Origin of the sequence: Streptomyces sp. CT34, from assembly GCF_000805335.1 — a bacterium.
In the GTDB taxonomy this organism is placed as follows: Bacteria; Actinomycetota; Actinomycetes; order Streptomycetales; family Streptomycetaceae; genus Streptomyces.
Genome location: NZ_KN708638.1, coordinates 423,602 through 447,098 on the forward strand (window position 1 = coordinate 423,602; position 23,497 = coordinate 447,098).

Below are 23,497 nucleotides of genomic sequence, written 5' to 3' on the forward strand. Positions count from 1 at the left end.
CCAACGCCATACGCCCACCGTCAAGAGCGCGCCGATGAGGGCGAGGACGGCGAAGACGTAGCGCCAGGACACCGCCAGCAGCAGGGCGCCGCCGGCCAACGGCGCCAGCACCAGGGCCGTGGCGGTGTTCGCTCCCAGGCGGGAGAAGACCGTAGGAAGGTCACGGTCGTCGAAGAGATCGGCGACGACAGCACGGGAGACGACGATCCCAACCGCTGCCGCAATACCTGGCCCGACGCGTGCGGTGTCGAGGACCTCCACCGTTGGCGCCAGCGCACACACGGTGGAGAAGGCGGTGAACACCACGGCCCCGCCGAGGAGAACAGGTCGGCGGCCGACCGCATCGCTGATCGGGCCCCGGGCGAGTTACCCGGTGATGATTCCCACCAGGAAGCCGGTCAACGACATTTGGACGCCGAAGGCATCGGTCGCCAAGGAGCGGGCGAGGTCCGGCAGGGCGGGGACGTACATATCTGTGGCCGGCGGGCTTACGCCGCTCAGCCCGGCCAGAACCATTAACAGCGGGAAGGATTTCGGCAGTTCAAGGGGCGGACGCGGAAGACCTGCAGCCGCCCTGCCGGTCGAACGGGGCGTCATATTGGCGGCGCCGCCCCCCTTTCTGCGTGACTGTCTGCGCCGGTCCACGGCGCCCCTCGACGGCCGCCTCGGCCTGGGCCACCTGCTCCAGAAGCCCGGCCGCGATCCGCAGCACGCCGCGCTCGGCCGGTGACAGCGTCCGGCCCAGCGCCGCCGCCAGCCAGGCATTGCCGTCACGGACGTGCTCCCGCAGAGCCTCCCGGCCCGCTTCGGTGAGCTCGATGTTCTGGCGACGGGCATCCACCTCGCTACGCGACCGGCGGATGCGGGCCTCTTCCTCCAACTCGTTGAGCACCCGGGTCAGTGACTGGGTCTGCAACCCTTCGATGGCGGCCAGTTTCGACGGGCTCAGTGCGCCGCGGTGTCGGAGGTTGGCGAGCACGGATGCGGCCAGTCGCGTCAGGGATCTCCCGTCCCCCGGCTGCTCGGCGCGCAACCGGGAAGCCAGGCCCGACATGCCCCACCGCAACGCCTCGGCCAGGGCGAGATCATTCGATGCCTCTTCCGGCACATCAACCATGCATACCAAGCTAATGCTTTGCAGATTGCCCACTCAAGCAACACAAAGATCCAAATTCGACAAGCTTCATCTTGCTATCTGCGAGGCGAGTCGAGAGGTGTCGTGTCCCACGGCCCCAGGCATCCTCGTGGCGTCGGCCGCCACCCTGGGAAACCGAGCCCTGGGCGACAAGGCCACTACCAGTGGTCTGGCAGCACAGTTGCCTACACCGGGGGCGGATACCCGATCCTCGAGGATTTCCGGTGCACTCGGTGCAGGTACCCCTCGCTGACTCCGCCCGACACCGCCCACCCCTCGGGCTCTCGTCCGTGGCCTCCTTCCTCTGCTTCCACTTCGCGTTTGAGGCCACCGGCCAGGGTTCACGCGCCTTCCCCGCGGCAGCTGCTACCTCCCTCAGCGCCTGGCCGAACTCGTTCCCACCATCCACCACGCGCGAGGGTTGGCAGTAGAAGAGGACCACCACCGCGTCTCGGTGACATGGCGCCACCTGTACGGACGCGAGCAGACCCGCCACTGCGCAGCTGCCGTCCTGGCCGTGCCGCCGCCCGGTGCCACGGCTCTGTGCTACAGCTCCCGGCAGCCCAATGTGCCAAGCACGCCCCACAGAACGCCCCCTTCTGTGGTGCGCGCAGCGTCCCCGCCATCCGGCAAGCCAGGGAGGGGCCCGGACAGGGAGGGCACGCCGCTACCGTTCTCACTTCCCCCAGCCCCGAGTCAACGCCGACGCGCTGAAGGAGTGCTCCAGCCACTGCCTGCCTTCGGCGGGCCGGAGCGCGACGCACCCTGCGAGTTCGCGGTCGATCATGCTGATCGACGTGACTCCGTGACGAAGGATTCCCGCAGCAGCTACCGCAGCCGGTGCTCGTCCTAGCGCCCAAGGCGTTCCAAATCCGCCGGCATCACCGTCGCCCGCAACTCCGCGACCATCTCGATGTCCGCCTCCGTCGAAGCCCGCAGCATACAGCCCGCAGGACGCTGCGACATGGGCCGTGCAGGCACCGCTCTCTCCGATCTCGGACCGCTCCCCATCCCCCGGCATTCAGGCCGGAGCATCTCAACCTGCCTGCCCTGACAGGCACATGGGCATCTCAATGGGTTCACGAAAGCTCGTGGCACGCTCACTTCGGAAAGGTCGCAGCATTCGCCGAGGTTGGATTGATCCGGCGCGTCGCCTAATTCTTTCGTCATATTTCGTATTACCCTTCCGTAAATGTACGAAGTTGGTACATCAAGGATCAGATCGCTCACACTTCCGGAGAAGAAATGCACAAGCTTCACAAGGCTGCCGTCCTGGCCGCCGCGCTCTGCGGCATCTCTGCCCTCGGCGCCGGCACCGCCCACGCGGGCGGCCATGGCGGCAACAGCTTCGAGGTCAGTCAGCACAGCGCCTGCCGCTCCCACGACCTGAATGTCGACGTGCTCGGCGAGGTCGGGATTGTCAACGGCTTGCTCGGCAACGCGCTCGGCGGCGAGGGCTCGGCGGGTGGACAGGCCAGCTCGCTCGGGTCCCAAATCGGCTGCGACAACACGGCCGGCGCCCACATGGGCGACGACGACGATCACGGCCACGGCGGTGGCGGTGGCGGCGGTGGCGGCGGTGGCGGCGAAAGCCACGGCGGTGGCGGCGGCCACGGCGGCGGTGAAGGCGGCGGTGGCGAAGGCGGCGGCCACGGCGGCGGCGAGTAAGGGAATCAGGTAAGGAGAGGGGCCCCGGCGTCCGACCCCATCATCCTGGCGCCGGGGCCCCTCCACATCCGCACTCCGCGGGCTTGCGGAACCCTCCCAACACCCGTGCGAACGTGGCTACATCCATGACCCCGTTCCCATCACGGACTCTCCGCCGGGATGCCTTCAGCGGGGCGACGCCGTATGGGTAACCCCCGTTCACGACATCCCTGTTGGCCGGCCGCACGTAGTCGGCCGGGCAGCTGGAGCGTTCGACCTTGCATTCGTGACGAACGGACGGCCAGGCCGAATCCGATGCGCCGGTCAGGCTTGGGGGCGGTGTCCGTCTCTCCGCGGCGGCCTTGACTGACAAACGTCTTCGGGCGGGCGCGCGTCGGGGTCGGTGTAGAACAGGTGGAATGCGGGCCATTGCGCCCGCTCTCCTTGGGGAAGTACTTCACATGAGATAGCAGAGGGGACCGGCGCGCAGGCCGGGCCTCTCGCTATCCCATGCGCTGGGCGCCGTAGCGGGCGAGCCCCGGCCGGCCCTGTTTTCGTCCGAAGAGTGAAGTGACGAAGCGGTGTCCATTGCCCCAGACGGGGCCGCCCCTTCGAGTGATTGGTGTTTCTCCAGTCATCCGACGGAGATTGTCTTGGTGGCACTAATCAACAGGAGGAAATCATGCGCGCACCTACTGTCATCGCCGTGGTGGGCTTGACCGTCACCGCTCTTTTTTCCGCTGCCGGGGCCGCTGTTGCAAATAGCCACGACGCCCCTTCCGCTGGAAATGGCGTTCACCGCCCGGGAGTTGATCCCGGGAACCACGCTCAGGATCCATGGGAAGCCCCAGATAGTTCCGCCGGAAACGCGGGGACCGCCAACGACGGGCTGAACCAGACCTTCGGCGAGAACGGCTCCAGCGGCTGACATGCCGTAACACCCGTGAGGCCCTGCCTCTCCACTGGTCCAGTGGGAAGGGGCAGGGCCTATGCCTCGCACCGCCAGGGGCCGGTCTCCGCTTCCCTACCGGAAGCCACCGGCCCTCTGAATACTCCTCCTTACTCCGCTTCCGCCTCCCAGCCGAACACCGCCCGCGGGCGAAGCACGGTGCGCGACACCCTGCACGCTCTCAGCACCGCTTCATGACCGTGATGACTGCCGGGCAGATCGGCTGTTGACGAACTCTTCCCCGCTGATCTCCGTCTCGGCGTCGCGGTCAGTAGACATGGCGGGCCGGAAAGCGGGCTGAGGGAGCCCAATTCGTACGAAAACATTATTGTGCGAGAGCCGGGGTTGCCATGCCGAGGAAATCTACGTTCTCGTCTGCCGGCTGCTCGCGCCGGCCTGCGAATGTCCCGCTTCCCACGCCGGCCAAGCCGCCCGGGCCGCGGCTTCCCCCCATGGTGCAGACCCTGCTCTTCGCGCGGTACCGGGATCGCTGGTTTCCTCGACTGCGACGTAGGTATGGCGAGGTGTTCTGGCTCGACCTGGCGGCGCCGATCCGGCACAACGTCGTGGTCCTGGCCCGGCAAGAAGAAATCAACGAGGTCTTCGGCGGGCCGGTCGACGTACTGCACGCGGGTGCAGGCAACACGGTCCTCAGACCCATCATGGGCGATCACTCGGTGCTGCTCACCGACGAGGACGAACACCGCAGGCTGCGACGGCTGCTGCTCCCCGCCTTCAGCAGTCCGGCCTTGCGCACGTACGAGGACATGATGAGGTCGGTGGCTGTGGCGGAGATCGATCGATGGCCGGTGGGAGAGGTGTTCTGTGCTCACCACCGCATCAGGGAACTCACGCTGGAAGTCATCGGTCGGCTGATTCTCGGGGTGACCGCACAGGCACAACTGACCGCGTTGCGGCCGCTGATGCGTAGGCTCACCGACATCAACCAGATGACCCTGCTCGGACTGTGCCACGCAAAACTGCGCCGGCTGCGTCCCTGGCGCCAGTACCTTTCCGTCCGGCAAAGGCTGGACGAGTTGATCGACGCCCAGGTGGCCCACCGACGGATGGCGGCAGACAACCGGATCGATGTGCTGTCCCATCTGCTGCAGGCGGGACACCGGGCGGACGGTGGTGGCTTGAGCGACGCGGAGCTGCGCGACCAACTCGTCACGCTGCTCCTCGCCGGGCACGAGACCACCGCGACCGGGTTGGCCTGGGCGCTGCACGAACTCAGCCGCAGCCCCGAGCACCTGCGCAGGGCACAACGGGCAGCCGATGAAGGCGACGATGCCCACCTCACCGCGGTCTTCCAGGAGACACTGCGCCGCAAGCCGGTGATCTATCAGGTGGCCAGGTGCCTCACCGAGCCGTTCACCATCGCAGGCTACCGGCTGCCTGCGGGCACAACGGTCATGCCGGCCATCGGCCTGGTCCATCTAGATCCCACGCACCACGAGCAACCGGAGGCGTTCTGCCCGGAACGGTTCCTGGACGGCCAGCCTAGGTCACTTGCCTGGATCCCCTTCGGGGGAGGAGTACGCCGATGCCCGGGTGCCGGCTTCGCCTTGCTGGAGGCGACCATCGTGCTGCGGGAGGTACTCACCCGCTACGACCTGCGCCCCGATCGCTCCCGCCCGGAGACCGCATGCCCCCGCCAGGTCACCCACGGTCCGGCGCGAGGGGCGCGTCTTGTGGTCGCCCCTCGCGGGAATGGTGCCATGGCGTGACAGCCGAATAGCCACAGGGCGCGGCTCCGTCTGCTCGACTCCCCGCCGCCGTCCAGCGGCTCACCGGCCGGGCCTTGCTGCCGTTGAATTGTTCGCAGCGTGCACTCCGAGTGCTCGACCAGCCTGTCGTTCCCGAGCTGCTGAGCCGTCCTGCCGAGCGGCGTCCGGGCCGCTGTCCTGATCCCGGCTGAACGACTGTCGCCGGCACAGGATTCGACGGCGCGTCGCTGCACCCGGCCCCCGGCTCTGCTGCGCACTGTCTTCGGGGCCGTCGCGGACCGGGTGGCCGCCAGGTATCCGCTGTCGCGGTACGGCTCGGCGCCACTGGCGTGGGCCACCGTCGTCACCGACGCGTCGTGGGCGTGCCGGACGGCGACCGAAGGCTGCCGCCCACGCGGCGGGGCCGGCGGGGTGGGCGGGGAGCTCCCGGACGGAGCCCGGTCCCGCCCTGGTGTCCGTCGTCGTCATGTCGCATTGACGAGATGCTCGGCTTCCTTCTGTCGGCCGTACCCGGAGTGCGGCGTGACCGTGTGCCCGTCACCGTCGTAGACGAACAGCCGGGCATGGTCGAACTGGGCGGTGAGCGAGCGTGCCCAGCTCAGCGGCGTTGCGGGGTCGTGGGTGCCATTGGCGACGAGTACGGGAGGGGAGCCGTGGACGTATTGGGGAGCCGGTGGATTGGCGGCGGGAACAGGCCAGTTGAGACAGGTCGTGGCCCAGGTCCACATCTCTGAGTAGCGCCAGGTCAGAGGGGCCAGGATGCGCAGCCGGTCTGCCTTGGCGCGTAGGTCGGGCAGGCTCTTCACTTCGGACGGGAAGTCGTGGCATCCGACGGTGATGTTGGCGGCCTCTTCCGGATCACCGCTGAGCACGACATCCGTCAGGGGTCCGATGTCCGGCCGGGCGGCGGTGGCCTTGGCGAGGAGCCGGGCCAGCTCCGGCCACTCCGCGCGCCGGTAGAGGCGTAGGTACATGGCCTTCGTGATGACCGCTCCGTCCACCTTCTGGCCATCAGGACCGATGAAGGCCCCCCGGTCGGCGCGGGCGGCCAGCGCGGCGAAGTCCGCCGCCACGTCGCGGCCGCGCAGCGCGCAGGAGGGCCGGTGGGCGCACCATGCGGCGAAACGGTGGAAGGCGTCCTCGGTGGCCGCGGCCTCGTCCTGGGCCGCCTGCCATGTCGATCTGGTGTGGTCGACGGCCCCGTCGAGCACGGCTGCGCGGACCTGGCGTGGGTGGAGGGCGATGTAGGCGGAGAACAACTCCGTACCGTAGGAGCCTCCGAGGAGCGAGACGGTCTTCTCTCCCAGGGCGATGCGTATCGCTTCGATGTCCCGTGCCGCGCTCACGGTGTCCACGTGGTGGATCAGCGGTCCGGTGCGCCGGGCGCATTCGGTGCCGGCCCGGCGGTTCGCGTCGAGGAGTTGTCGGTAGCCGCTTTCCTTGGTGGGAAAGGAGCTGACCGAGGCACTCCTGAGGGGAACGGGGCACCGGATGGGGGTGCTGCTGCCCACCCCGCGCGGGTCGAAGCCGATCACGTCGAAACGCTCGTGGAGGATGTCGAACTCCGGTCCAGGGCCTGCTCCTTCGGTGGCGACGTCCTGGACGCCGGATCCTCCGGGTCCGCCGGGATTGGTCAGGAGTACGCCTATCCGCTTCGCCGGGTCGGTGGCCGGGAGCCGGTCGACCGCGAGGTCGATCTTCTGCCCTGTCGGCCGGGACCAGTCGAGCGGGACGGTCACGGTGGCACACTCCAGGCGGGCGGGCGTGCTGTCGGTGTGGCAGTCGTGCCAGGCGAGGGGGGAACGAGGTGGTGGTGTGTCCGCGGGTATGACGGTTCCCGCCAGAACGAGGACAACCGCAAGCAGGGTGCGCAACCGGGACTCTCCTATGCGGTGGGCGCGGTGAGTGTGCGGCGCATGGCAATGCGGGGAGCGACCCCGACCCCGGCCTCGTCTTCTTCTTGCCAGACGTGGTGCAGGTCCGGACCCCATTCCGCGGCGTCAAGGTCGATGAAGCCGCGCGCTCGGTACCAGGGGGCGTTGAAGGGGATGTCGCGGAACGTCGTCAGCGTGATGGCCGGAGCGCCTTGGTCCTGTCCGTGGCGGACGACCGCGTCCAGCAGCAGGCTGCCGAGCCCCCGCCGTCCGTGCTCGGGGCGAACCGAGAGCTGCGCGAGATGGAGATTGCCGTCGACGGTCTCAGTCGTGGCGAACCCGACGGCGGGCTCTCCGATGACGAAGACGTGCTCGGCCTGCAGGACGGTGGCAGCCGGGTCGTCTGGCGGCAGGTCCAGGTCGTATGCGGCGAACATGGTGTCGGCGGCAACGCTGACCCTGACGAGGGTGTCCAGATCCGAGGGGCGGAACGGACGGACGGTTTCGGGCACGGAGGCTCCTTCATCTCGGTGTTGTACGTCGTGCGCGTGGTGTGCGGCGGTGAATGTATGTCAGCAGGAGGCAGAGGGTGAGCAGTACGAGGGCGAGGACGACGACGGAGCGCAGCCCGGTCAGGAACGCCCGCTGGGCGGCCTCCTTGAGCAGTGCCGCGTCGGCTGCCGGGAGCCGGCCGGCTGCCTCGTGCGCAGCCGCCGCCGAGTTCCTGGCCCGGTCCAGGATCCCCGGGGCGAGGCCGGGCGTGTCGTCGAGCGTCGCCGTGTAGAGGGCGCCGGCGATCACTCCGGGAATCGCCACGCCGAGTGCGGTGCCGAGCTCGAAGGCGGTCGCGTCGATGGCCGCGGCCCCGCCGGCCCGGTCGGAGGGAACCGAGGACAGAGCCGTCTCCGAGGCCACGTTGACGGCGACCTGGAACCCGAGCCCCATGCCGAGAAAGCAGAGCGCGAAGACCACCGGACGGTCGGCGCCGCCGACCAGAGTGAGCGGTGCGCAGGCCAGCACGGCGACGGTGAGCCCGGCCCGCAGGGATCGGGATATGCCCACGCGTCCGACGATCGCTCCGCCCGCCAGGCTTCCCAGCATCGTGGCCAGCGCCAGGGGCATCATGCGCACTCCGGCCTCCTGCGGGCCGAGGCCGAGGACGTACTGGAAGTACTGGGCGAAGAGCACTTCCAGTCCGCTGACCGCGATCACCGCGAACAGCACACACGTCACCGCGACCGCGAACCCCCGGTTCCGGAACAGCGTGAGGTCCAGGACCGGATGCGGATGCCGGGCCTGCCGTCTGACGAACCAGCAGAGTCCGACGGCGGCGAGGAGGAGTACCGCGCAGGGGGCCGGCCGTACGCCGGAGTGGGCCATCTCCTTCATCGCGTGGACCAGGCCGAACAGCGAGAGCGCCACCACGAGCGCACCCCGAGCGTCGAACGGTGTCGGGGTGACCTCGCGGTGCCGCGGCACCAGCCGGACAGCGGTGGCGCATACCAACGCCAGCACCGGGAGGTTCATCAGGAACACCGCTCCCCACCAGAAACTCTGGACGAGGGTTCCCCCCACCGCGGGTCCGAGGGCCGAGCCGACCGACCCCACGGCGGTCCAGAGTCCGATGGCGAAGACCCGCTCCTTGCGTTCGTGGAAGACCTGGCGGAGCAGCGCGAGCGACGTGGGCATGATGAGCGCCCCGCCGACGCCCATCCCCGCCCGTGCGGCGATCAGTGCGCCTGGCGAGGTCGACAGCGCGGCCGCGGCGGAGCCGGCGAAGAACAGCACCAGCCCGGCGAGCAGGCACCGCTTGTGGCCGACGCGATCGGCGACCGCCCCCGCGGGCACCAGCAACCCGGCCATGACCAGGGAGTATGCGTCCAATACCCACAGCACCTGGGTCGTGTCGGCCGGCAGGTCGGCGGTCAGGGCCGGCACTGCGACATGCAGGGCCGTGTTGTCCAGGCCCACGGGGAGCAGGCTGAGGCAGAGCACGGCGAGAACGGCCCACCGGCGGCGGCCGGTCGCCGCCGGTGCTGCCGCTGGGACGGCGGTGCGCTCGGGCATGGCTAGCGCTGTCCTGGAGACCAGGTGCCCCGTATGACGCTGAACGCCTCGGCGGCGGCGCCCCCCGCGGCCGCCCCGAAGAGCTCCGCCTGGCTCCGCATGGCCTGGAGGGAGCGGGGGTGCGGAAAGTCGCGCAGCTCGGAGGAGTAGCGGCGCATCGCGGCGAGCTTGGTCTCGAGTGTGTCCGTGACGTCGACGTGGACGGACGGTTCGAAGGGCGGGCGGCCCGCGTAGCCGGCGTCCGTCGCGGACAGTGTGGCGAACGCGAACAGCCAGCGGACCGCGCTCACATGGGGACGGCAGGCGATCATGCAGGCCCGCGCGGTCAGTTCGTGGTCGATGTTGAGGTCACCGGGATGGTGTGTGTAGACGACCTCCGGGGCGAACTCGTCGACCACGGCGCTCACCTGTTGGGCGAGTTCCAGCAGCGGGTAGCTGTCCAGCTGGTTGTCGCGCAGGTCGAGCCGGGTCCACCGGGTGATGCCGAGCTCTGCCATGGACGCCACGGTCTCGTCCCCCGACGCGGCGAGGCTGCCGGCCGGGTCCGGGTCGTCGGCCCTGGACGTCTTGCCCTCGGCGAGGATCAGCACATGGACGTCGTCACCGGCACGCACGTGCTTGGCCAGCGTGCCACCGGGTCCGATCACCTCGTCGTCCGGGTGGGCAACAACCGCCATAACGCGGGTCATTCGGTTCCTTTCACAATGCTGCGGCTGTCGGGGCCGCAGTTCATCAACAGGTCGAGGACGGACAGGTGGGACTCGAAGCCGCCGTGCATCTGCGGGTAGACGGGGTGGCGGTACTCGAAGATTTCGACCCGTACGCCGGTGATGCGGTCCCACTCCAGGTAGTCCCTGGCGTGTACGCCCGCGAGGAAGGTGTGGGCAGAGAACTTCTCGGACAGTGCCGGGATGACGGAGGTACGGTCGAAGTCGCCGAGTCCGAGCTCCGAACTCCGCCACAACGGGCGCTCCAGTCCCAGTTGCCGCATGCAGTACTCGGTGAAGGGCAGGCACGCTTCGGTGATGGTGCGGTACGGCCTGGCGTAATAGTCGGCGAGAAAGTCCGCGTGCTCGTCGAAGTACGGGGCACGCCGGTACGCCATCTGGATCGCCTTCCAGTGCCTGCGCCGCCACCCGTCGTCGACCACTTCGACGACGTCCAGCGTGTGCTCCGCGCGCAGGTCGGTGTGGGACACCGGAACGGTCAGCCATTCCGGGCCGTTGGCGGTACGGATCTTGTTGCGGTTGACGGTTCCGCCGCGGTCGAAGCGGCTCAGGTCGTGCAGGACGAAGGCATCCGCGGCGGCCATCTTCGCGAAGTAGCCGAGCCAGGGCAGATAGGCGGGCTGGTGGGCGGTGAGGATCACGAGTTCGGCTCCTTGGGCCAGCTGACGAGTCGTGTGGGCCGCGGCACGCCGCCCCAGTCGGCCTTGAACCGCTCCTGTCCGCAGCCGGCCGCCGACCCGAGGTCGATCAACCGGACTCCGCGGCGTGCCAGGACGGTGACGGCTTCCCACAGCGCGAGATAGCCGGCATTGGTCCGCCGGCCCTCGTCGGACGTCGTCTGCATCACGTGGTACGCGGTATCAGGCCCCAGGGCGAACACCGCCGCGGCCTGCACACCGGTTTCGTCCCCGGCGACGGTGACCAGCGCGTTCCCGGCGGACCCGTCGACCAGGAACCGCAAATCGGCGTCGCGGTGGCGGGGCGTCACGCCATGACGGCCCATGGTGTGCCTGTACAGCTCCACCAGCCTGGACTCCTGGCCGGACCCGGCTGTCCGGGCGCGCAGCCCCTGCGACCGGGCGCGTCGCACCGCCGTGCGCATGCGTCCCTTGGCGTTCGACCAGACCGCGTCCGCACCGTCAGTCAGGTCGAGCAGATAGGTCGGCCGGCCCGGCGTCGCGGGCCACGCTTCGGTCCACCGGTCCGGTTCCGGATCGGCGGGCGGCAGCAGGGTGCGCACTTCGGTGAGCCCGAGGGTGCGGCAGATCGACTCGGCGAGGGTGGGGAAAGGCGGCAGCGCGCCACCCCGCCAGGTGGCGGCCGGGTAGACCATGCCGTACCCGAAGGCCCCGATCTGCGCCCCGGCCGCCCGCAGGCAGAGCGGCACGAGCAACTCGCCCCGTCCGGGCCAGCCGACCGCGAGGGGGGTGAAGACCAGGTCCGGGTCCGCTACCAGGCCGAGGTTGGTCCAGGTCGGTGTGCCGAACGGCAGGATGTGCGTGGCACCGCCGATCCGGTGCGCCCACTCGGCCGTGGACAGGGTGGTCACGTCTACTGCGGTGCACGGCTCAGGCACGGGAGTCCTCCGCTCGCACCGCGGCGTCGGCGGCGAGGAGGGCTGCCACGAGTCGTTGCGGGCTCAGCCGGGGCTGTGGCTGTTGGGGCACTGTGAGGATGCGTGGCCACAGGTGCTCGGAGCCGGGCATCGGGCCGTGAGCGAATTGCGTGTAAGGGGTCATCCGGTGCAAGGGGTAGTAGTTCCATCCGCTGGGGACGCCCATCCCGGCCAGCGCCCGCGCGAAGACGTGCCGGTGTCCGCGCCGGGCGAAGACCAGGTCGATGCCGGGGGTGAGCCCGGCGGCGGCCGTCGTGAAGCGGCAGCTGGTCAGGTGCTCGCCGGCCTGCGCACGCACGCGGGCCGCGAAGTGGGCTGCGGTGTCAGCGACCGACCGCGCACCGCCGAGCATTACTTGTGCCGCCGCCGTCTGCCAGCGATTCGAAGAGGCCAGCGGTACGTTCTCGGGTCGGTCCGGCAGGTGATCGGCCTTCGTCCGGGACCAGCCGGGGGAACGGCGCTGCCGTCGCTCCACGGTCCTGCGCACTCCGGCCGGCGCGCGCACGGACGCGTAGTGACCGGTGGCACGGAGCACCTCCGCGATGCCGCTCGCGTTACCGGACGCCCGGACCGTCGGGCCGGTACGAGTGTCCGCGCGGGCCGGCAGCAGCACCGCGCCCCCGCCGATGCCGCCGAGCGGTTTGCCCGCGCCGAAGCTGAGCACGAGGGAGCAGTCGGCGGAGGCATAGCGTCCGAGGACGGCGGAGGACGGCATCGCCTGCGCCACGTCCAGGACGGGTGTCCCGCCCCGGTCGGCGACGAGACGCGCGTGCCGCTCCCACTCGTCCATGCCCAGGCCGTTGGTGAGGACGACGAGTCGGCCCTCAAGGTCGGCGGATGCGAAGGCCGGCCCGTGGTCGGGATCGAAGTCCACGAGTACCGGGGTGGCCCCGGTGGACATGATCGCGTCCACCACCGCCGGACAGTTGAAGGTCGACGTCACGACCTGAGTACCGGGACGCGCGCCGTGATGTTCCAGTGCCCACCGCAGCGCGGACCTCCCCGAGGCCGCGAAGACACACGCCCGGCGTCCCGACGCGGCGAGGAGTTCCGCCGCCAGTCGGTCGCGGGTGATCCCGGGCCGCGCCGAGGCCAGCAGGGTGCCGGCCAGGCGGCGCGGGGACATCCGTCCGGGGTGAAGGTAGGCGACGGGTGTGTCCGGTGGGGGTGGATAGCGCAGGTCCTCCAGGACCGTGTCGCGATCGTCCGCGGTCACTGGTCCCATACCGGCCAGTCCTCACGCGTGATCCGCATCGGATGCGGCCCGCTGCCCTGCCTGATCCATTCGACCGTCTCGCGGAGCCGGTCGTCGAAGTCGTTGACCGGTTCGTAGCCGACGAGTTGACGTGCCCGGGTGAGGTCGGGCCTGCGCAGTTCGATGTCGGGCGCGGTGTGCTCCACGTGCACGATCGGGCTGCCGGACCCGCCCATGTCGCGGATGCGGCCGGCCAGTTCGGTGACGGTGAGGTCATTGCGGTCGTCGCCGATGTTGAAGGCCCGGCCGTCGGCGTCCGGGTGGAGCAAGCAGCGGATGAGGCCGTTGGCGAAGTCCTCGGCGTGGCACCACGCCCGGGACTGGGAGCCGTCCCCGTGCACCGTCACGGGCTCGCCGGCAACGGCTCGGGCGGCGAGTGCGCCCACCGCGTATCCGCCGGTGCGCAGCGGTCCGAAGACGTTGAAGGGCCGCACGATGGTGAACGGGAGGCCGTGCTCCGCGTGGTAGGAGTAGGCCAGCGACTCCGCGGCGATCTTGCTGACCGCATAGGACCAGCGGGGATCGTCGGTGCGTACCGCGAGCCAGCTGTCTTCGGCGGCGTTCTCGGCATCGGCTCCGTAGACCTCGCTGGTGCTCAGCAGAAGGAAGCGGCGGGTGTTTCCGCTGCGCACCGCGTAGTCCAGTGCGACCCTGGTGCCGTCGATGTTGACGCGGAGCGTCTCGGTCGGCTCGTTGCGCACCTTGGTGACGCCGAGGATGGCGGCGGCGTGGATGACGTGGTCGGCGGGCCCGAAACGGTCCAGCGAGCCCGGCTGGGTGATGTCCGCACAGCCTGTCGTGACACCGGGGTCCGCCAGCAGGCCGGACATCGCGAGGGAGGATCCGTCGAGGTCGCGGTGGTCGACCAGGACCACTTCGTGTCCGGTCTTCCGCAACCCGGCGGCTACCCAGGTCGCCAGGAATCCGAACCCGCCGGTAATGAGTGTGCGAGGCACGTGCCCAACTCCTTCGCTGTGTTGTGTCATATCGATGCGGCACGTCGCGTGCCGACGAGCTCTTCGACCGCGTCGATCACCCGCTTCTGGTCGGTGTCGCCGAGCCCGTACCAGAGCGGCAGCGAGACCAGCCCGGGGAAGGCGTCGTCCATCGACGGGAAACTCGTGCGCAGTTCGGGCGCCACGGTGCCGAAGGCACCCAGCAGGTGCAGCGGCGTGTAGTGAACCTGGCAGCGGATGCCCCGCTCGTGGAAGAACGTCAGCATCTCCCGCTTGGCCAGACCGAGCCGACGGGTGTCGAACACCACGGGGAAGAGGTGGTGTGCCGAGCCCTCCCGGCGGGTGCCGGGGATGGTGCGCACCGCCGGCAGCCCGGCCAGCGCCTCGTGGTAGCGGGCGGCGAGTCTCGCCCGCTCACGGCGCGTCTCGTCGGCCCGGCGAGCCTGCACCGCGCCCACAGCGGCGTGGAATTCCGACAGCCGCAGGTTCGTTCCCGGGGCTGCGATGTCGTACGGCCAGGGGTCGAAGTCGTCCTCGTGCGTCGCAACCGGTGCCATGTTGTGGTTGCGGAACAGGCGGAGCCGTTCCAGCAGTCGTTCGTCCCGGGTCGCGATCGCGCCTCCCTCGCCCGTGGCGACGGGCTTCGCCGGGTGGAAGCTGAAGTAGGCCGCCAGGGACTTCTCCGAGGAGCCGATCGGCACCGATGGGTCGCCGTGGTGTCCACCGATCGCATGGCAGGCGTCCTCGACAAGGTCCGCGCCGAAGCGCTCGCACACCGCCGAGACGGCGGCCAGGTCACAGGGGTGCCCCGCGTAGTGGACGGGCAGGACCACGATCCTTGCGTACCGGTGACGCACACGGTCGAGGAGCTCGGCGAGGCTGTCGGGGCAGACGGTGAGGTCGGTCGGGGTCACGTCACACAGACCGACGTCCCAGCCGAGCAGCTTCGCGGACGCCGGACCTGCGGCGAAGTTGAGCGTCGGCGACACCAGCAGCTTGGGGCCCTGGACCTGTTCGCCGAGGACCCGCAGCAGCGCGAGGATGGCGGCGGTGCCGCTGGACATGGTGACCACCGGAGCTCCGGTGAGCCTTTCCAACTCGCCTTCGAAGTCGGCGATGTGACCGCCGTTGGTCCAGAAGCCCGAATCCAGCACCTTCTGAAGTGCCACGGCTTCCTCGGTGTTCCAGTACGGCCGTGCGTAGGGTATGTCAGCCACGTGGGCCCTCTCGCATGTCGTTCAGTTCACTCAGTTCGGGACGGATGTTCACCCAGTCCAGGGTTTCCCAGCACTTCTCGCGGCGCAGATAGTCGGTCTCCTGCACCTCGAAAACCACGCCTACGCCTTCGGGCGACGTGCCGGCCGCCGCGTCGATCGCGTTGCGCAGCATTCGGGCGAGGAGTTCGCCGCCGACTTCACCGTCCTGCGGGGTGGCTCCCTCGAAACACTCGCCGCGCCAGAACGGCATCGCGTGTCCGGCGAACGACGCGAAGTGGATATGCCGGACCGGCAGGGGCGGCAAATCCAGTGGGGTCACACCGGCTTGCCGCTGATGGAGCTGAGCGATGGACGCGGCCGTGGTGCAGGTGACCGCCCAGTGGCACAGATCCCAGGTGACGCCGATTCGGGGTGAGTTGAGTGCGGTGAGCACGCGGAAGTCCTCGGGGTAGACGAAGACCGAGTCGTAGTCGATGCCTTGCGCCCCGATAACGGGCAGGTTCTCGATGCCGATCCACAATGGGGTGTCTCGGAGGTGCTCGTCCAACACCCCGAGCCTCTCGGTCACTCGCTCCCTGGCCGCCGGGAGGTCAAAACTGAGCCAGTCCGCCTGGTCGACGAATTGATTGGCGTGCAGTACCACACCATCGGCTCGGTACTCCGCGGCCAGTTCGCAGAACCGCCGCAGATCCGTGAAGGTGCGCGCGTCGTGCACCCAGTCGGCGTGGTCCGTCGGGAAGTGCATCGTCAACTTTTTGACGCCAAGGCCGCGCGCGTGCCTCAGGCTCTTTTCCAACGCCTGCCAGTCGCTCGCGTCCGTGAGGTCCTTCCCGTCGAAGACGTATGCCTCCAGACCGCCGCCGCGGGCCACCCATTCCGCGTCGATCTGTTCGGGCCGAAGCCCGTCGAACGTGTGCTGCCACATGGCCTTCGAGGTCTTCGGGTTCACAGTTGCTCGACCTTGGCGGAGTCGAATCGGCCGCGGCAGTCCAGGATCAGAGGCGCGTTCTGGAAGACCATGGCGTAGTCGAAGTCCTCGTGGTCGGTGACCACCAGCACCGCGTCCGCGTCCGCGCATTCCATCTCTGTCAACTCGGCACGCGTGAACGAAACGGCGCCGGCTCCCTCGGGGACATGGGGATCCACGACCCTGACCCGTGCACCGCGGGCGACGAGTGCATCGCTGATGTCGTAGGTCGGCGAATTCCGCGCATCCGCCACACCCGGCTTGTAGGCGAGTCCCAGTATGAGAACGGTCGCGCCCTCGACCGTCATGCCGGAGCGCTCCAGGGACCGCTCCAGCCGCTCGACGACATAGCTGGGCGCCGCACCGTTGACCTGCGCGGCCGTGCTCAGCAACGTGCTCGGACGGCCGACCGAGCGAAGTGCGTGGTTCAGGTAGTGGATGTTGTTGGGCAGGCAGTGGCCGCCCACACCGGGGCCATGGGAGAACGGCATGAATCCATACGGCTTGGACGCGGCGGCCTGCACCACCTCGTGGAAACTGACGTCCATCTCGCGGGCCGCTCGGCCCAGTTCATTGGCGAACGCGATGTTCAGATAGCGGAACGTGTTCTCGAAGAGCTTGGCGAACTCGGCGATTTCCGCACTCGAAACGGGAACCACGTGCTTGAACACGGTCTCGTAGAAGGCACGGGCCTCGGCCGTCGCCTGTTCGTCCAGACCGCCGACGAGCTTGGGTATTTCTGTGTACTGTGCGTCCCGACCCGGGTCGATGCGCTCCGGGCTGTGCGCGAAGCGCACATCGGTGCCGGCCTGTAGTCCCGAGAGCTGCTCGAACAGCGGCGCCACATGGTGACGTATCGCACCGGGGTATACGGTCGATTCCACCACGATCAACGCTCCCGGAGCGGCGGTACCGGCGACGGTGGCCAATGCTCCGTCAAGAAAACGGAAGTCGGGCTCGTCGGCTTCCGTGATCGGCGTCGGCACGGCGATCAGGTAGACATCGGCGGCCGGCTGGCCTCGGAGATCGGTTACCGGAATGAACCGACCACTGGCAGCGGCCTCGCGCAGATCCTCGTCCGAGACATCAACGATGTATGAGTGGCATCGCGCCAAGGAATCCAACCGATTGGGGTCGGATTCGACTGCGAGAACGGTATGTCCCGCAGCTGCTGCCGCGAGAGCAAGGGGTAAGCCGACATACCCCTGTCCAATGACGGCAACACGCATTATCAACCTTTCCATCACAGACGGGTGCTTGAGCAACCGGGTCAACACGTCGACCCACCGGGTGCTGGCACGGGGCGACCGATGTCGGGCTCATAGCGCAAAAACGTACCGATCTTGATCGCCGGCAGCCGTCAGCAGCAGCGCGTTCCAGACACAAGGAGTTCACCCACACAGGAATGGAACCGCCTGGCAAGAATCACGCCCATGACGGCGGATCACGTGCCTGCGTCCCACCACGTGACCTCAAGGCGTCCGCTCGGGCCAAAGCTCCCAACTTGACTCCCTCCACGGACAGTTGCGAGGACCCAGCAGGCTGGCCCACACGGTAGCGACGGAAATGCGCCTGACGCCGAACCTATGGGAGGACTGACCGGAAATCAGCTTTCGATGGGGAACTTCAAGGTATAGACAAGGTATAGATCAGGCCCCAACTTGGTAATGCACGATGGCCAAAAATATGCACCGCGGGCGGAAGAATCAGCCCACGGCGACCGCGACCAGCCGGCCGATAGGGCTTCGCGCATTCCCGGGACGCGAAATCCCGTTTCCGACCGGTGCTCTGCGGGATGCGGTCGGGCCGCTGCCGACGGACTCCGCCCGGCGGGGCGTGACGGCACAGCGGGCTGGGGCGCACGGACGGCCGGACCCGGCGAACAGACCCGACGATGTGGTCCTGTCCGCCGCGTCCGACGTCCGACTGACCGGCGCGCGGGCTCTACGGGAGGTGGGCCGACCGGCGCCGCCCGCACGCGGGAACCCCACCGCCTGCGCCCGGGCCGGGACCGGGACCGGGACCGGGTTGCACTCAGCTCAGGGCGGAAGCGCAGGTGGTCGGGGTGGCGTGGGCCGGGTCGAGTGCGTTGGCCGTCTCGTGGAAGGCGATCCGGTCGACAAGCCCGATGGAACCGTGCCCAGAGATGTCGAGCGGGCACAGGTCCTGGAGAACGATGTTGTGGACGTGGGGGCCGTGGAGGAACTCCGAGCGGTGGGGCGTGATGACCTCGTCGTACTTGGTGGCGATGACGGTGTAGTGGATGCCGGGAAGGGTGTCGCCACCGGCATTGAGGCGCGTGAGGAGGGGGGACCCCACCTCCTGCTCCATCAGTCCCGGGGTGAGCCCGTGCAGGCCCCTCTTGACGACGGGGACACTGTTCAGCAGCTTGGTCAGACCGTGCAGGTCGGTACCGTGGTTGCTGGGGGCCAGTGCGATCAGTGAGTGCACCTTGTGGCGACCGCCGTGGAACTTCAGGTACACCCGAGGCATCATGCCGCCCTGCGACTGCCCGACGATGTCGACCTTCCGCACCCCGGTCGCGTCCAGCACCCGGTTGACGAACGCGGCGAGCTGCTGGGCCGAGTGGTCGATCGGACCGGCCCCGCCGACGACCGGAAGGCCGAGCAACTGGCCGTAGGTCAGGGAGAATACGCAGTAGCCGCGTGCCATCAGATACGGCGCGAGACCGAGCCAGTTGTCAACGGAGTTGAAGAGCGTACCGTGGACGAGCACGACCGGGCGGGGGTGCGCCGGGGAGGGCTTGCAGGAGAAGTCGTTCCAGCCGCTGGTGACGGTGGGGGCAGCGGCGGCGGGTACCGCTGCGTGGCCCATGACCAGGGTGAGCGCCGGGAGAGCGGTGAGCAGTCTCGACCAACGCAGCTTCATACGATGCTCCTTGCAGAGTGAGGGGCTCCGACGTGCTCTGAGAACCGTTCATGTGCGTTACGGATCGCAAGGGCCAACGTGGTGAATGGCAGGCGGTTACGGTTGGGGAGCCGTACGTACCAGTGGTGGCGGATGCCGGCGCGTTCCTGCTCAGCGGCTGCGCCGGGGCATGCTGCCGGCCCGGAATTGGGTACGTGCGACGAGCCGGCGGACCGAGGGCTATTCCACGGGCTTCTCAAGCTCCAAGAAGGCCAGTAGCCCATGAGCTGTCCCGGAAACGATCTCTGCGCGAGCTGGCCAGGCCGGTTCGTCAGCAGCAGCCGTCCGGGGCCGCTCCTGTGGGTTGCAAACGCGGAGCCCCAAACCCACGGTCGACGACTTCCCGTCACCCGAATAGCCCAACCTGTTGCGTCACGGCTCCCGAGAGCCGTTGAAACTCTCCTGTACGGGCGCAATTGCATCGAGACTGGAGATCGCCATGCGCAAGCAGGACCTCTACCGTCTGGACATCCACGAAGCCGAGTGGCACCGGAGCAGCCACAGCAACCCGAGCGGTAACTGCGTGGAGGTGACACACTTCCCTCAGGGTGGCGTGGCTCTGCGCGACTCGAAGAACCCGAATCACGGGGATCTGCGTTTCACTCAGGACGAGTGGGATGCCTTCCTCGCCGGTGTCCGGGCCGGCGAGTTCTGACCTCGCAGTGCCCACCGGGCCAAACCTGGTGGGCACACCGCCGAAGCGGGCTGACCCAGCGAACCACTGCCGGAAAGACCGGTGAAGATCTTCAGCAGCGGTTTGGCCGAAGTCATGCGAGGGAGGGGCCGGTCACCGTCAGAGGTTGAGGACGTCCGGTGCTTTCGAAGTGCTTCGCGTCCTGGGGCAGCGACCGGTCAGGCCGCTGCTTGCGCCCCACCTCGTGTGGGATTCATGACTTCCCGCACGCACAGAACGCGACCGCTGCCCGCCGCATCGCGGATCCGCACACTCGGTGCGCGTCCTCGGCCGACGCTGCGCAGCGAATCGTGCAACCTACGACGGCAGGCAGGGTCAATCCGCCTCACTGCGTTGGCCGTTGTCGCCCAGCGAACCAGTCGCTCGGCGAAGGAGATGACGCAGACGCCAGGATCTTGATGGAGTGGCGGCATGACGACACTGCCGCACCGCCTCCTACGGGCTCTTGATCAGTTCAATGCCGCGCACCCTTGGGATCACAACGCCCACTACCACCCCTGGATCCTGCGGCAACTCCCCCGGCACTTCGGCAGTGCCCTGGACGTCGGCTGCGGCAGTGGCGACCTGGCCAGGCTCCTGGCCGAGCGCGCCGGCACAGTGCACGGCGTCGACTCCGACCCGGAGATCATCGCCCAGGCACAGCAACTGACCTCTCCGCCAACTCCCGTCACCTTCGCGACCGCAGACGCGCTGGCCGGGATCCCCGCGAACTCCTACGACGTCATCACGTGCGTCGCCGCGATCCACCATCTGCCGTTCACCGAGGCGCTCAGCGCCTTCCGCAAGCACCTGGCGCCCGGAGGAACCCTCGTGATCCTTGGGCTGTCGCGCCCGTCGACGCCAGGCGACTACCTGCTGGGGGCCTTGGCCAGTCCACTCAACGCCGTCACGGGCTGGCTCAAGAACAGGGGCCGTACCGCGCCTCGCCCGGTCTCGATGACGGCCACGACCCGACCGGCGGACATGGCCTTCCCCGACATCGTCCGCGAGGCCCAGGCCGTCCTGCCCGGCGCGCGACCGCGCCGTCGGCTGTTCTGGCGCTACACGCTCGTCTGGCATCACCGCTGAACGCGCGGCCGGAAGCCCGCAACACCAATCGTCCGCCGGCCCCGTAGAGTACGCGGCCACCGCCCGACATCCAGTCCGCGATCGGTGTGCTCGCCCGCCGACCGGAACATCCGGAGCCTCGCAGGATCGACCTCCGCGACGCAGTGCTGTGTGGATTCCTCCTGCAAGGATTCGAGTTCGACGAAGTACCGCGCACCGACCGGGTGTTCCGCACGCAGGCGGACCTGCGCCGGGCCGACCTGCCGGAGTGTGGCGGCCTCGCCGAGGAACAACTCGCGGACGCCCGCATCGAGGACTCCACCCGGCTGCCGCCCGCGCTGCCCGAACTCGCCACCAGGTGGATTGGGGACTGCGGCTCTCCAACGGTGCCCAGGCCGGCGGGCGATCCATGATGACCGCCAGGGTGCGCACTGGCGATGAGGAGCACGGTCTGGTTCTGGTTCTGGTTCTGGTTCTGGTTCCGGCTCCGTCTCCGCTCCTCGCCGGTCAACGGCCCCTTCTGTACGGATCCCGTTCAGTCAACCGGCAGCGGGCATACCGGCCGAACACGTAGCGGTGGAACCTGCCTGACCTGGCGGTTCGCGCGCATCTGTGATCGCGTACCGATCGATGTCACCGCCCCGCCCCACCAACAGCTCCTTGTGACCGTCGCCACATTCCCTGGATGTCACAATCGCCGCGCCTGCGGTGTCCTCAGGGTGTGAGGTCGATCTGATCGGAGGTGGTTGTGGTGGCACGGGTACTGGTGGTCGGCGCCGGCTACGCAGGTGTGATGGCCGCGAATCGGCTGGCGGTCGTGGGACGGTCCGACGTAAAGGTGACGGTGGTCAATCCCCGGCCGGAATTCGTGGAACGGGTCCGGTTGCACGAGCACGCAGCGGGTGGGGCGAGCGCGGTGCGACCGTTGAGCGGTCTGCTGCACCGCGAGGTGCGACTGCGGACAGCGACGGTGGAGGCGATTGCGGAGCGCTCCGTGCTGCTCGATGACGGTGGCGCACTCGACTTCGACTATCTGCTGTACGCGGTGGGCAGCACGGCTGCCCAAGGGCCGTCCGGGTCCGGGAACGCATGGAGTGTCGCCGACCTCGACGGCGCCGAGTCGTTGCGCACGCGACTGCGGCGGCTGCCTGCGGGAGCACATGTCGTGGTGATCGGCGGCGGCCTGACCGGGATCGAGAGTTCCGCCGAAATCGCGTACCAGTACCCGTCGTTGAAGGTCGAGTTGGTCTCACAGTCGGTAGCCGGGTGGTTGCCGGGGTCGAGCCGAGCGGATATCGAACGCAGGCTCGCGAACGCCGGGGTTGTAGTGCGCACCGGACTTCGGGTCACCGGAGTCCGACCGGATGGCGTCGAGACCGATGTCGGCCTGCTGCCCAGCGATTGCACGGTATGGGCGGGCTCGTTCGACGTACCGGACCTGGCACGGCGCAGCGGCCTGCCGGTGACCTCCGACGGCCGCCTGCGCACCGACGATGCTCTGGTGTGTGTGGGCCATCGACGCATCGTCGGTGCCGGTGACGCCGTTGCGGCACCTGGGCATGTGGGAAGTCACCTGCGGATGAGTTGTCAGACGGCGATGCCCATGGGTGCCCACGGCGCCGACACGGTGCTCGCGCTGATACGGGGTGAACAACCCGCGCCGGTGTCGATCGGCATGACCGGCCAGGCGATGAGCCTTGGCCGGCGTGACGGATTCATCCAGGCCACACACCGGGACGACACCCCTCGGGGGTTCGTGTTGTCGGGACGGGTGGCGGCGGTGGTCAAAGAACGAGTGTGCCGCTACACCATCACCTCGATGCGGTTCCCGCGTGCCTACCGGTGGCTTCCCGGCGCCACGCCGACGGAGCCCGCGCCGGCCCCGGCCGCGGCCAGATGAGCGAGGCGGGATCGGGCGGCAGGCGAGCCCGCGCCCGAACTGACCGACAGCACAAGGAAATCGTCGAAGTGAAAGTGGAAGTGAAGGGAGCAACATCATGAAGGCAGTGATCGTGTGCACCTCCGTGTCTCACGGCAACACGAAGCGGATCGCCGACGTCATGGGACAAGTCCTGGAGGCCCCGGTCGTCAACCCCGAACAGATCGACAGCGCGGAGCTCGCCACCTACGATCTGGTGGGATTCGGCTCGGGAATCTTCTTCCAGAACTTCCACCCGCAGCTGCGCCAGTTCGTCCGGTCACTGCCGAGGGGGGACCACGGCAGGGCGTTCGTCTTCGCGACCAGCGGACTGCCCGAACCACCGATCCGCCCCTTCACCCGCCCCCTGGTGCGGCTTCTCGGCCAGAAGGGATTCGAGGTGGCCGACACCTTCACCTGCCGTGCGTTCGACACCTGGCTTCCCATGAAGCTCGTCGGCGGCATCAACAAGGACCGGCCCAACGCCACCGATCTGGAGGCGGCGCGCACGTTTGCCGAACGGCTACGGGCTCGGACCGGTGCGGTGTCCTGACCGGCCGGGCAGGTCATGGCGTGGCCAGGAGTTGCGCCGGATCAGGGCAGGCTGATCCGGCGCAACTCTGGAGCAGGCCCCATGCCGGGCAGGGGCCGGACGGTCACGTGGTGGTCCTGCACGATCCGGCCGTCGGCGTCGTGCCTGACGTGGTATCCGCCGGAGACGACGACCATCCCGTACGCACCTCTGCGACCCGGTCCGCCAGCCAGGCATG

At 68.6% G+C, this 23,497-nt stretch carries 22 protein-coding genes; 7 read left to right on the top strand and 15 right to left on the bottom strand.

What is annotated here, in order from left to right:
* Nucleotides 1–306: MFS transporter (locus RZ84_RS39500; protein WP_241777510.1), on the bottom strand; the 306-nt coding region annotated here is incomplete at its 3' end.
* Nucleotides 307–541: 235 nt separating this feature from the next.
* Nucleotides 542–1,117 carry a MarR family winged helix-turn-helix transcriptional regulator gene (locus RZ84_RS01915; RefSeq protein ID WP_063772649.1) on the bottom strand — a complete coding sequence of 192 codons (576 nt, stop codon included), beginning with the start codon at nucleotides 1,115–1,117 and terminating at the stop codon, nucleotides 542–544.
* Nucleotides 1,118–2,380: 1,263 nt separating this feature from the next.
* Here RZ84_RS01915 and RZ84_RS39505 point away from each other — a divergent pair.
* Together RZ84_RS39505 and RZ84_RS01930 are read left to right on the top strand one after the other, a co-directional pair.
* Nucleotides 2,381–2,803: a hypothetical protein gene (locus RZ84_RS39505; RefSeq protein WP_043262829.1), complete on the top strand. Its 423-nt coding sequence runs from the start codon at nucleotides 2,381–2,383 to the stop codon at nucleotides 2,801–2,803.
* A gap of 1,278 nt (nucleotides 2,804–4,081) precedes the next feature.
* A complete protein-coding gene (locus tag RZ84_RS01930; protein WP_052229695.1) occupies nucleotides 4,082–5,461 on the top strand; it encodes a cytochrome P450 in 1,380 nt (459 codons plus the stop codon).
* A 464-nt stretch (nucleotides 5,462–5,925) separates the two neighbouring features.
* Here RZ84_RS01930 and RZ84_RS01935 read toward each other — a convergent pair whose 3' ends face one another.
* The 12 genes from RZ84_RS01935 to RZ84_RS01990 form a co-directional block, all read right to left on the bottom strand.
* Complete coding sequence (locus RZ84_RS01935) at nucleotides 5,926–7,335, bottom strand: alpha/beta fold hydrolase (protein WP_043262831.1); 1,410 nt, start codon at nucleotides 7,333–7,335, stop codon at nucleotides 5,926–5,928.
* An 11-nt stretch (nucleotides 7,336–7,346) separates the two neighbouring features.
* Nucleotides 7,347–7,847 (bottom strand): GNAT family N-acetyltransferase, encoded by a 501-nt coding sequence (locus RZ84_RS01940; RefSeq protein WP_043262832.1) that lies wholly within the window; start codon nucleotides 7,845–7,847, stop codon nucleotides 7,347–7,349.
* 10 nt (nucleotides 7,848–7,857) lie between these two features.
* On the bottom strand, nucleotides 7,858–9,402 hold the full coding sequence (locus tag RZ84_RS01945) for an MFS transporter (protein ID WP_052229696.1): 1,545 nt from the start codon (nucleotides 9,400–9,402) through the stop codon (nucleotides 7,858–7,860).
* Between the two features lie 2 nt (nucleotides 9,403–9,404).
* Complete coding sequence (locus RZ84_RS01950; RefSeq protein ID WP_043262833.1) at nucleotides 9,405–10,091, bottom strand: PIG-L deacetylase family protein; 687 nt, start codon at nucleotides 10,089–10,091, stop codon at nucleotides 9,405–9,407.
* A complete protein-coding gene (locus RZ84_RS01955) occupies nucleotides 10,088–10,771 on the bottom strand; it encodes a WbqC family protein (protein ID WP_043262834.1) in 684 nt (227 codons plus the stop codon). Before RZ84_RS01955 ends, RZ84_RS01950 begins: the two co-directional genes overlap by 4 nt.
* A complete protein-coding gene (locus RZ84_RS01960) occupies nucleotides 10,768–11,706 on the bottom strand; it encodes a GNAT family N-acetyltransferase (RefSeq protein WP_157878748.1) in 939 nt (312 codons plus the stop codon). The genes RZ84_RS01955 and RZ84_RS01960 overlap by 4 nt, the downstream gene beginning before the upstream one ends.
* The gene (locus tag RZ84_RS01965) at nucleotides 11,699–12,970 is read right to left on the bottom strand and encodes a DegT/DnrJ/EryC1/StrS family aminotransferase (RefSeq protein WP_078893500.1); all 1,272 of its coding nucleotides are present in this window, start codon (nucleotides 12,968–12,970) and stop codon (nucleotides 11,699–11,701) included. Before RZ84_RS01965 ends, RZ84_RS01960 begins: the two co-directional genes overlap by 8 nt.
* Nucleotides 12,958–13,956 (bottom strand): NAD-dependent epimerase/dehydratase family protein, encoded by a 999-nt coding sequence (locus RZ84_RS01970; RefSeq protein ID WP_043262837.1) that lies wholly within the window; start codon nucleotides 13,954–13,956, stop codon nucleotides 12,958–12,960. Before RZ84_RS01970 ends, RZ84_RS01965 begins: the two co-directional genes overlap by 13 nt.
* Nucleotides 13,957–13,982: 26 nt before the next feature.
* Nucleotides 13,983–15,173 carry a DegT/DnrJ/EryC1/StrS family aminotransferase gene (locus RZ84_RS01975; RefSeq protein ID WP_043262838.1) on the bottom strand — a complete coding sequence of 397 codons (1,191 nt, stop codon included), beginning with the start codon at nucleotides 15,171–15,173 and terminating at the stop codon, nucleotides 13,983–13,985.
* Nucleotides 15,166–16,122, bottom strand: coding sequence for a sugar phosphate isomerase/epimerase family protein (locus RZ84_RS01980; protein ID WP_052229698.1), 957 nt, complete (start codon nucleotides 16,120–16,122; stop codon nucleotides 15,166–15,168). Before RZ84_RS01980 ends, RZ84_RS01975 begins: the two co-directional genes overlap by 8 nt.
* Complete coding sequence (locus RZ84_RS01985) at nucleotides 16,119–17,369, bottom strand: nucleotide sugar dehydrogenase (RefSeq protein WP_043262839.1); 1,251 nt, start codon at nucleotides 17,367–17,369, stop codon at nucleotides 16,119–16,121. Before RZ84_RS01985 ends, RZ84_RS01980 begins: the two co-directional genes overlap by 4 nt.
* Before the next feature lie 805 nt (nucleotides 17,370–18,174).
* Nucleotides 18,175–19,029, bottom strand: coding sequence for an esterase/lipase family protein (locus RZ84_RS01990; protein ID WP_043262840.1), 855 nt, complete (start codon nucleotides 19,027–19,029; stop codon nucleotides 18,175–18,177).
* Between the two features lie 478 nt (nucleotides 19,030–19,507).
* On the opposite strand from RZ84_RS01990, the gene RZ84_RS01995 reads away from it, so the two are divergent.
* The 5 genes from RZ84_RS01995 to RZ84_RS02015 all read left to right on the top strand — a co-directional run bounded on the left by RZ84_RS01995 (nucleotide 19,508) and on the right by RZ84_RS02015 (nucleotide 23,280).
* Nucleotides 19,508–19,723 carry a DUF397 domain-containing protein gene (locus tag RZ84_RS01995; protein ID WP_043262841.1) on the top strand — a complete coding sequence of 72 codons (216 nt, stop codon included), beginning with the start codon at nucleotides 19,508–19,510 and terminating at the stop codon, nucleotides 19,721–19,723.
* Nucleotides 19,724–20,173: 450 nt separating this feature from the next.
* Nucleotides 20,174–20,830 (top strand): class I SAM-dependent methyltransferase, encoded by a 657-nt coding sequence (locus RZ84_RS02000; protein WP_043262842.1) that lies wholly within the window; start codon nucleotides 20,174–20,176, stop codon nucleotides 20,828–20,830.
* Between the two features lie 143 nt (nucleotides 20,831–20,973).
* On the top strand, nucleotides 20,974–21,222 hold the full coding sequence (locus tag RZ84_RS02005) for a hypothetical protein (RefSeq protein WP_043262843.1): 249 nt from the start codon (nucleotides 20,974–20,976) through the stop codon (nucleotides 21,220–21,222).
* 338 nt (nucleotides 21,223–21,560) lie between these two features.
* Nucleotides 21,561–22,709: an NAD(P)/FAD-dependent oxidoreductase gene (locus RZ84_RS02010; protein ID WP_052230394.1), complete on the top strand. Its 1,149-nt coding sequence runs from the start codon at nucleotides 21,561–21,563 to the stop codon at nucleotides 22,707–22,709.
* A gap of 97 nt (nucleotides 22,710–22,806) precedes the next feature.
* Nucleotides 22,807–23,280: a flavodoxin family protein gene (locus RZ84_RS02015; RefSeq protein WP_043262844.1), complete on the top strand. Its 474-nt coding sequence runs from the start codon at nucleotides 22,807–22,809 to the stop codon at nucleotides 23,278–23,280.
* 41 nt (nucleotides 23,281–23,321) lie between these two features.
* On the opposite strand, the gene RZ84_RS42220 is transcribed toward RZ84_RS02015, so the two are convergent.
* Nucleotides 23,322–23,456 (bottom strand): hypothetical protein, encoded by a 135-nt coding sequence (locus RZ84_RS42220; protein WP_277816864.1) that lies wholly within the window; start codon nucleotides 23,454–23,456, stop codon nucleotides 23,322–23,324.
* Nucleotides 23,457–23,497: the final 41 nt, after the last annotated feature.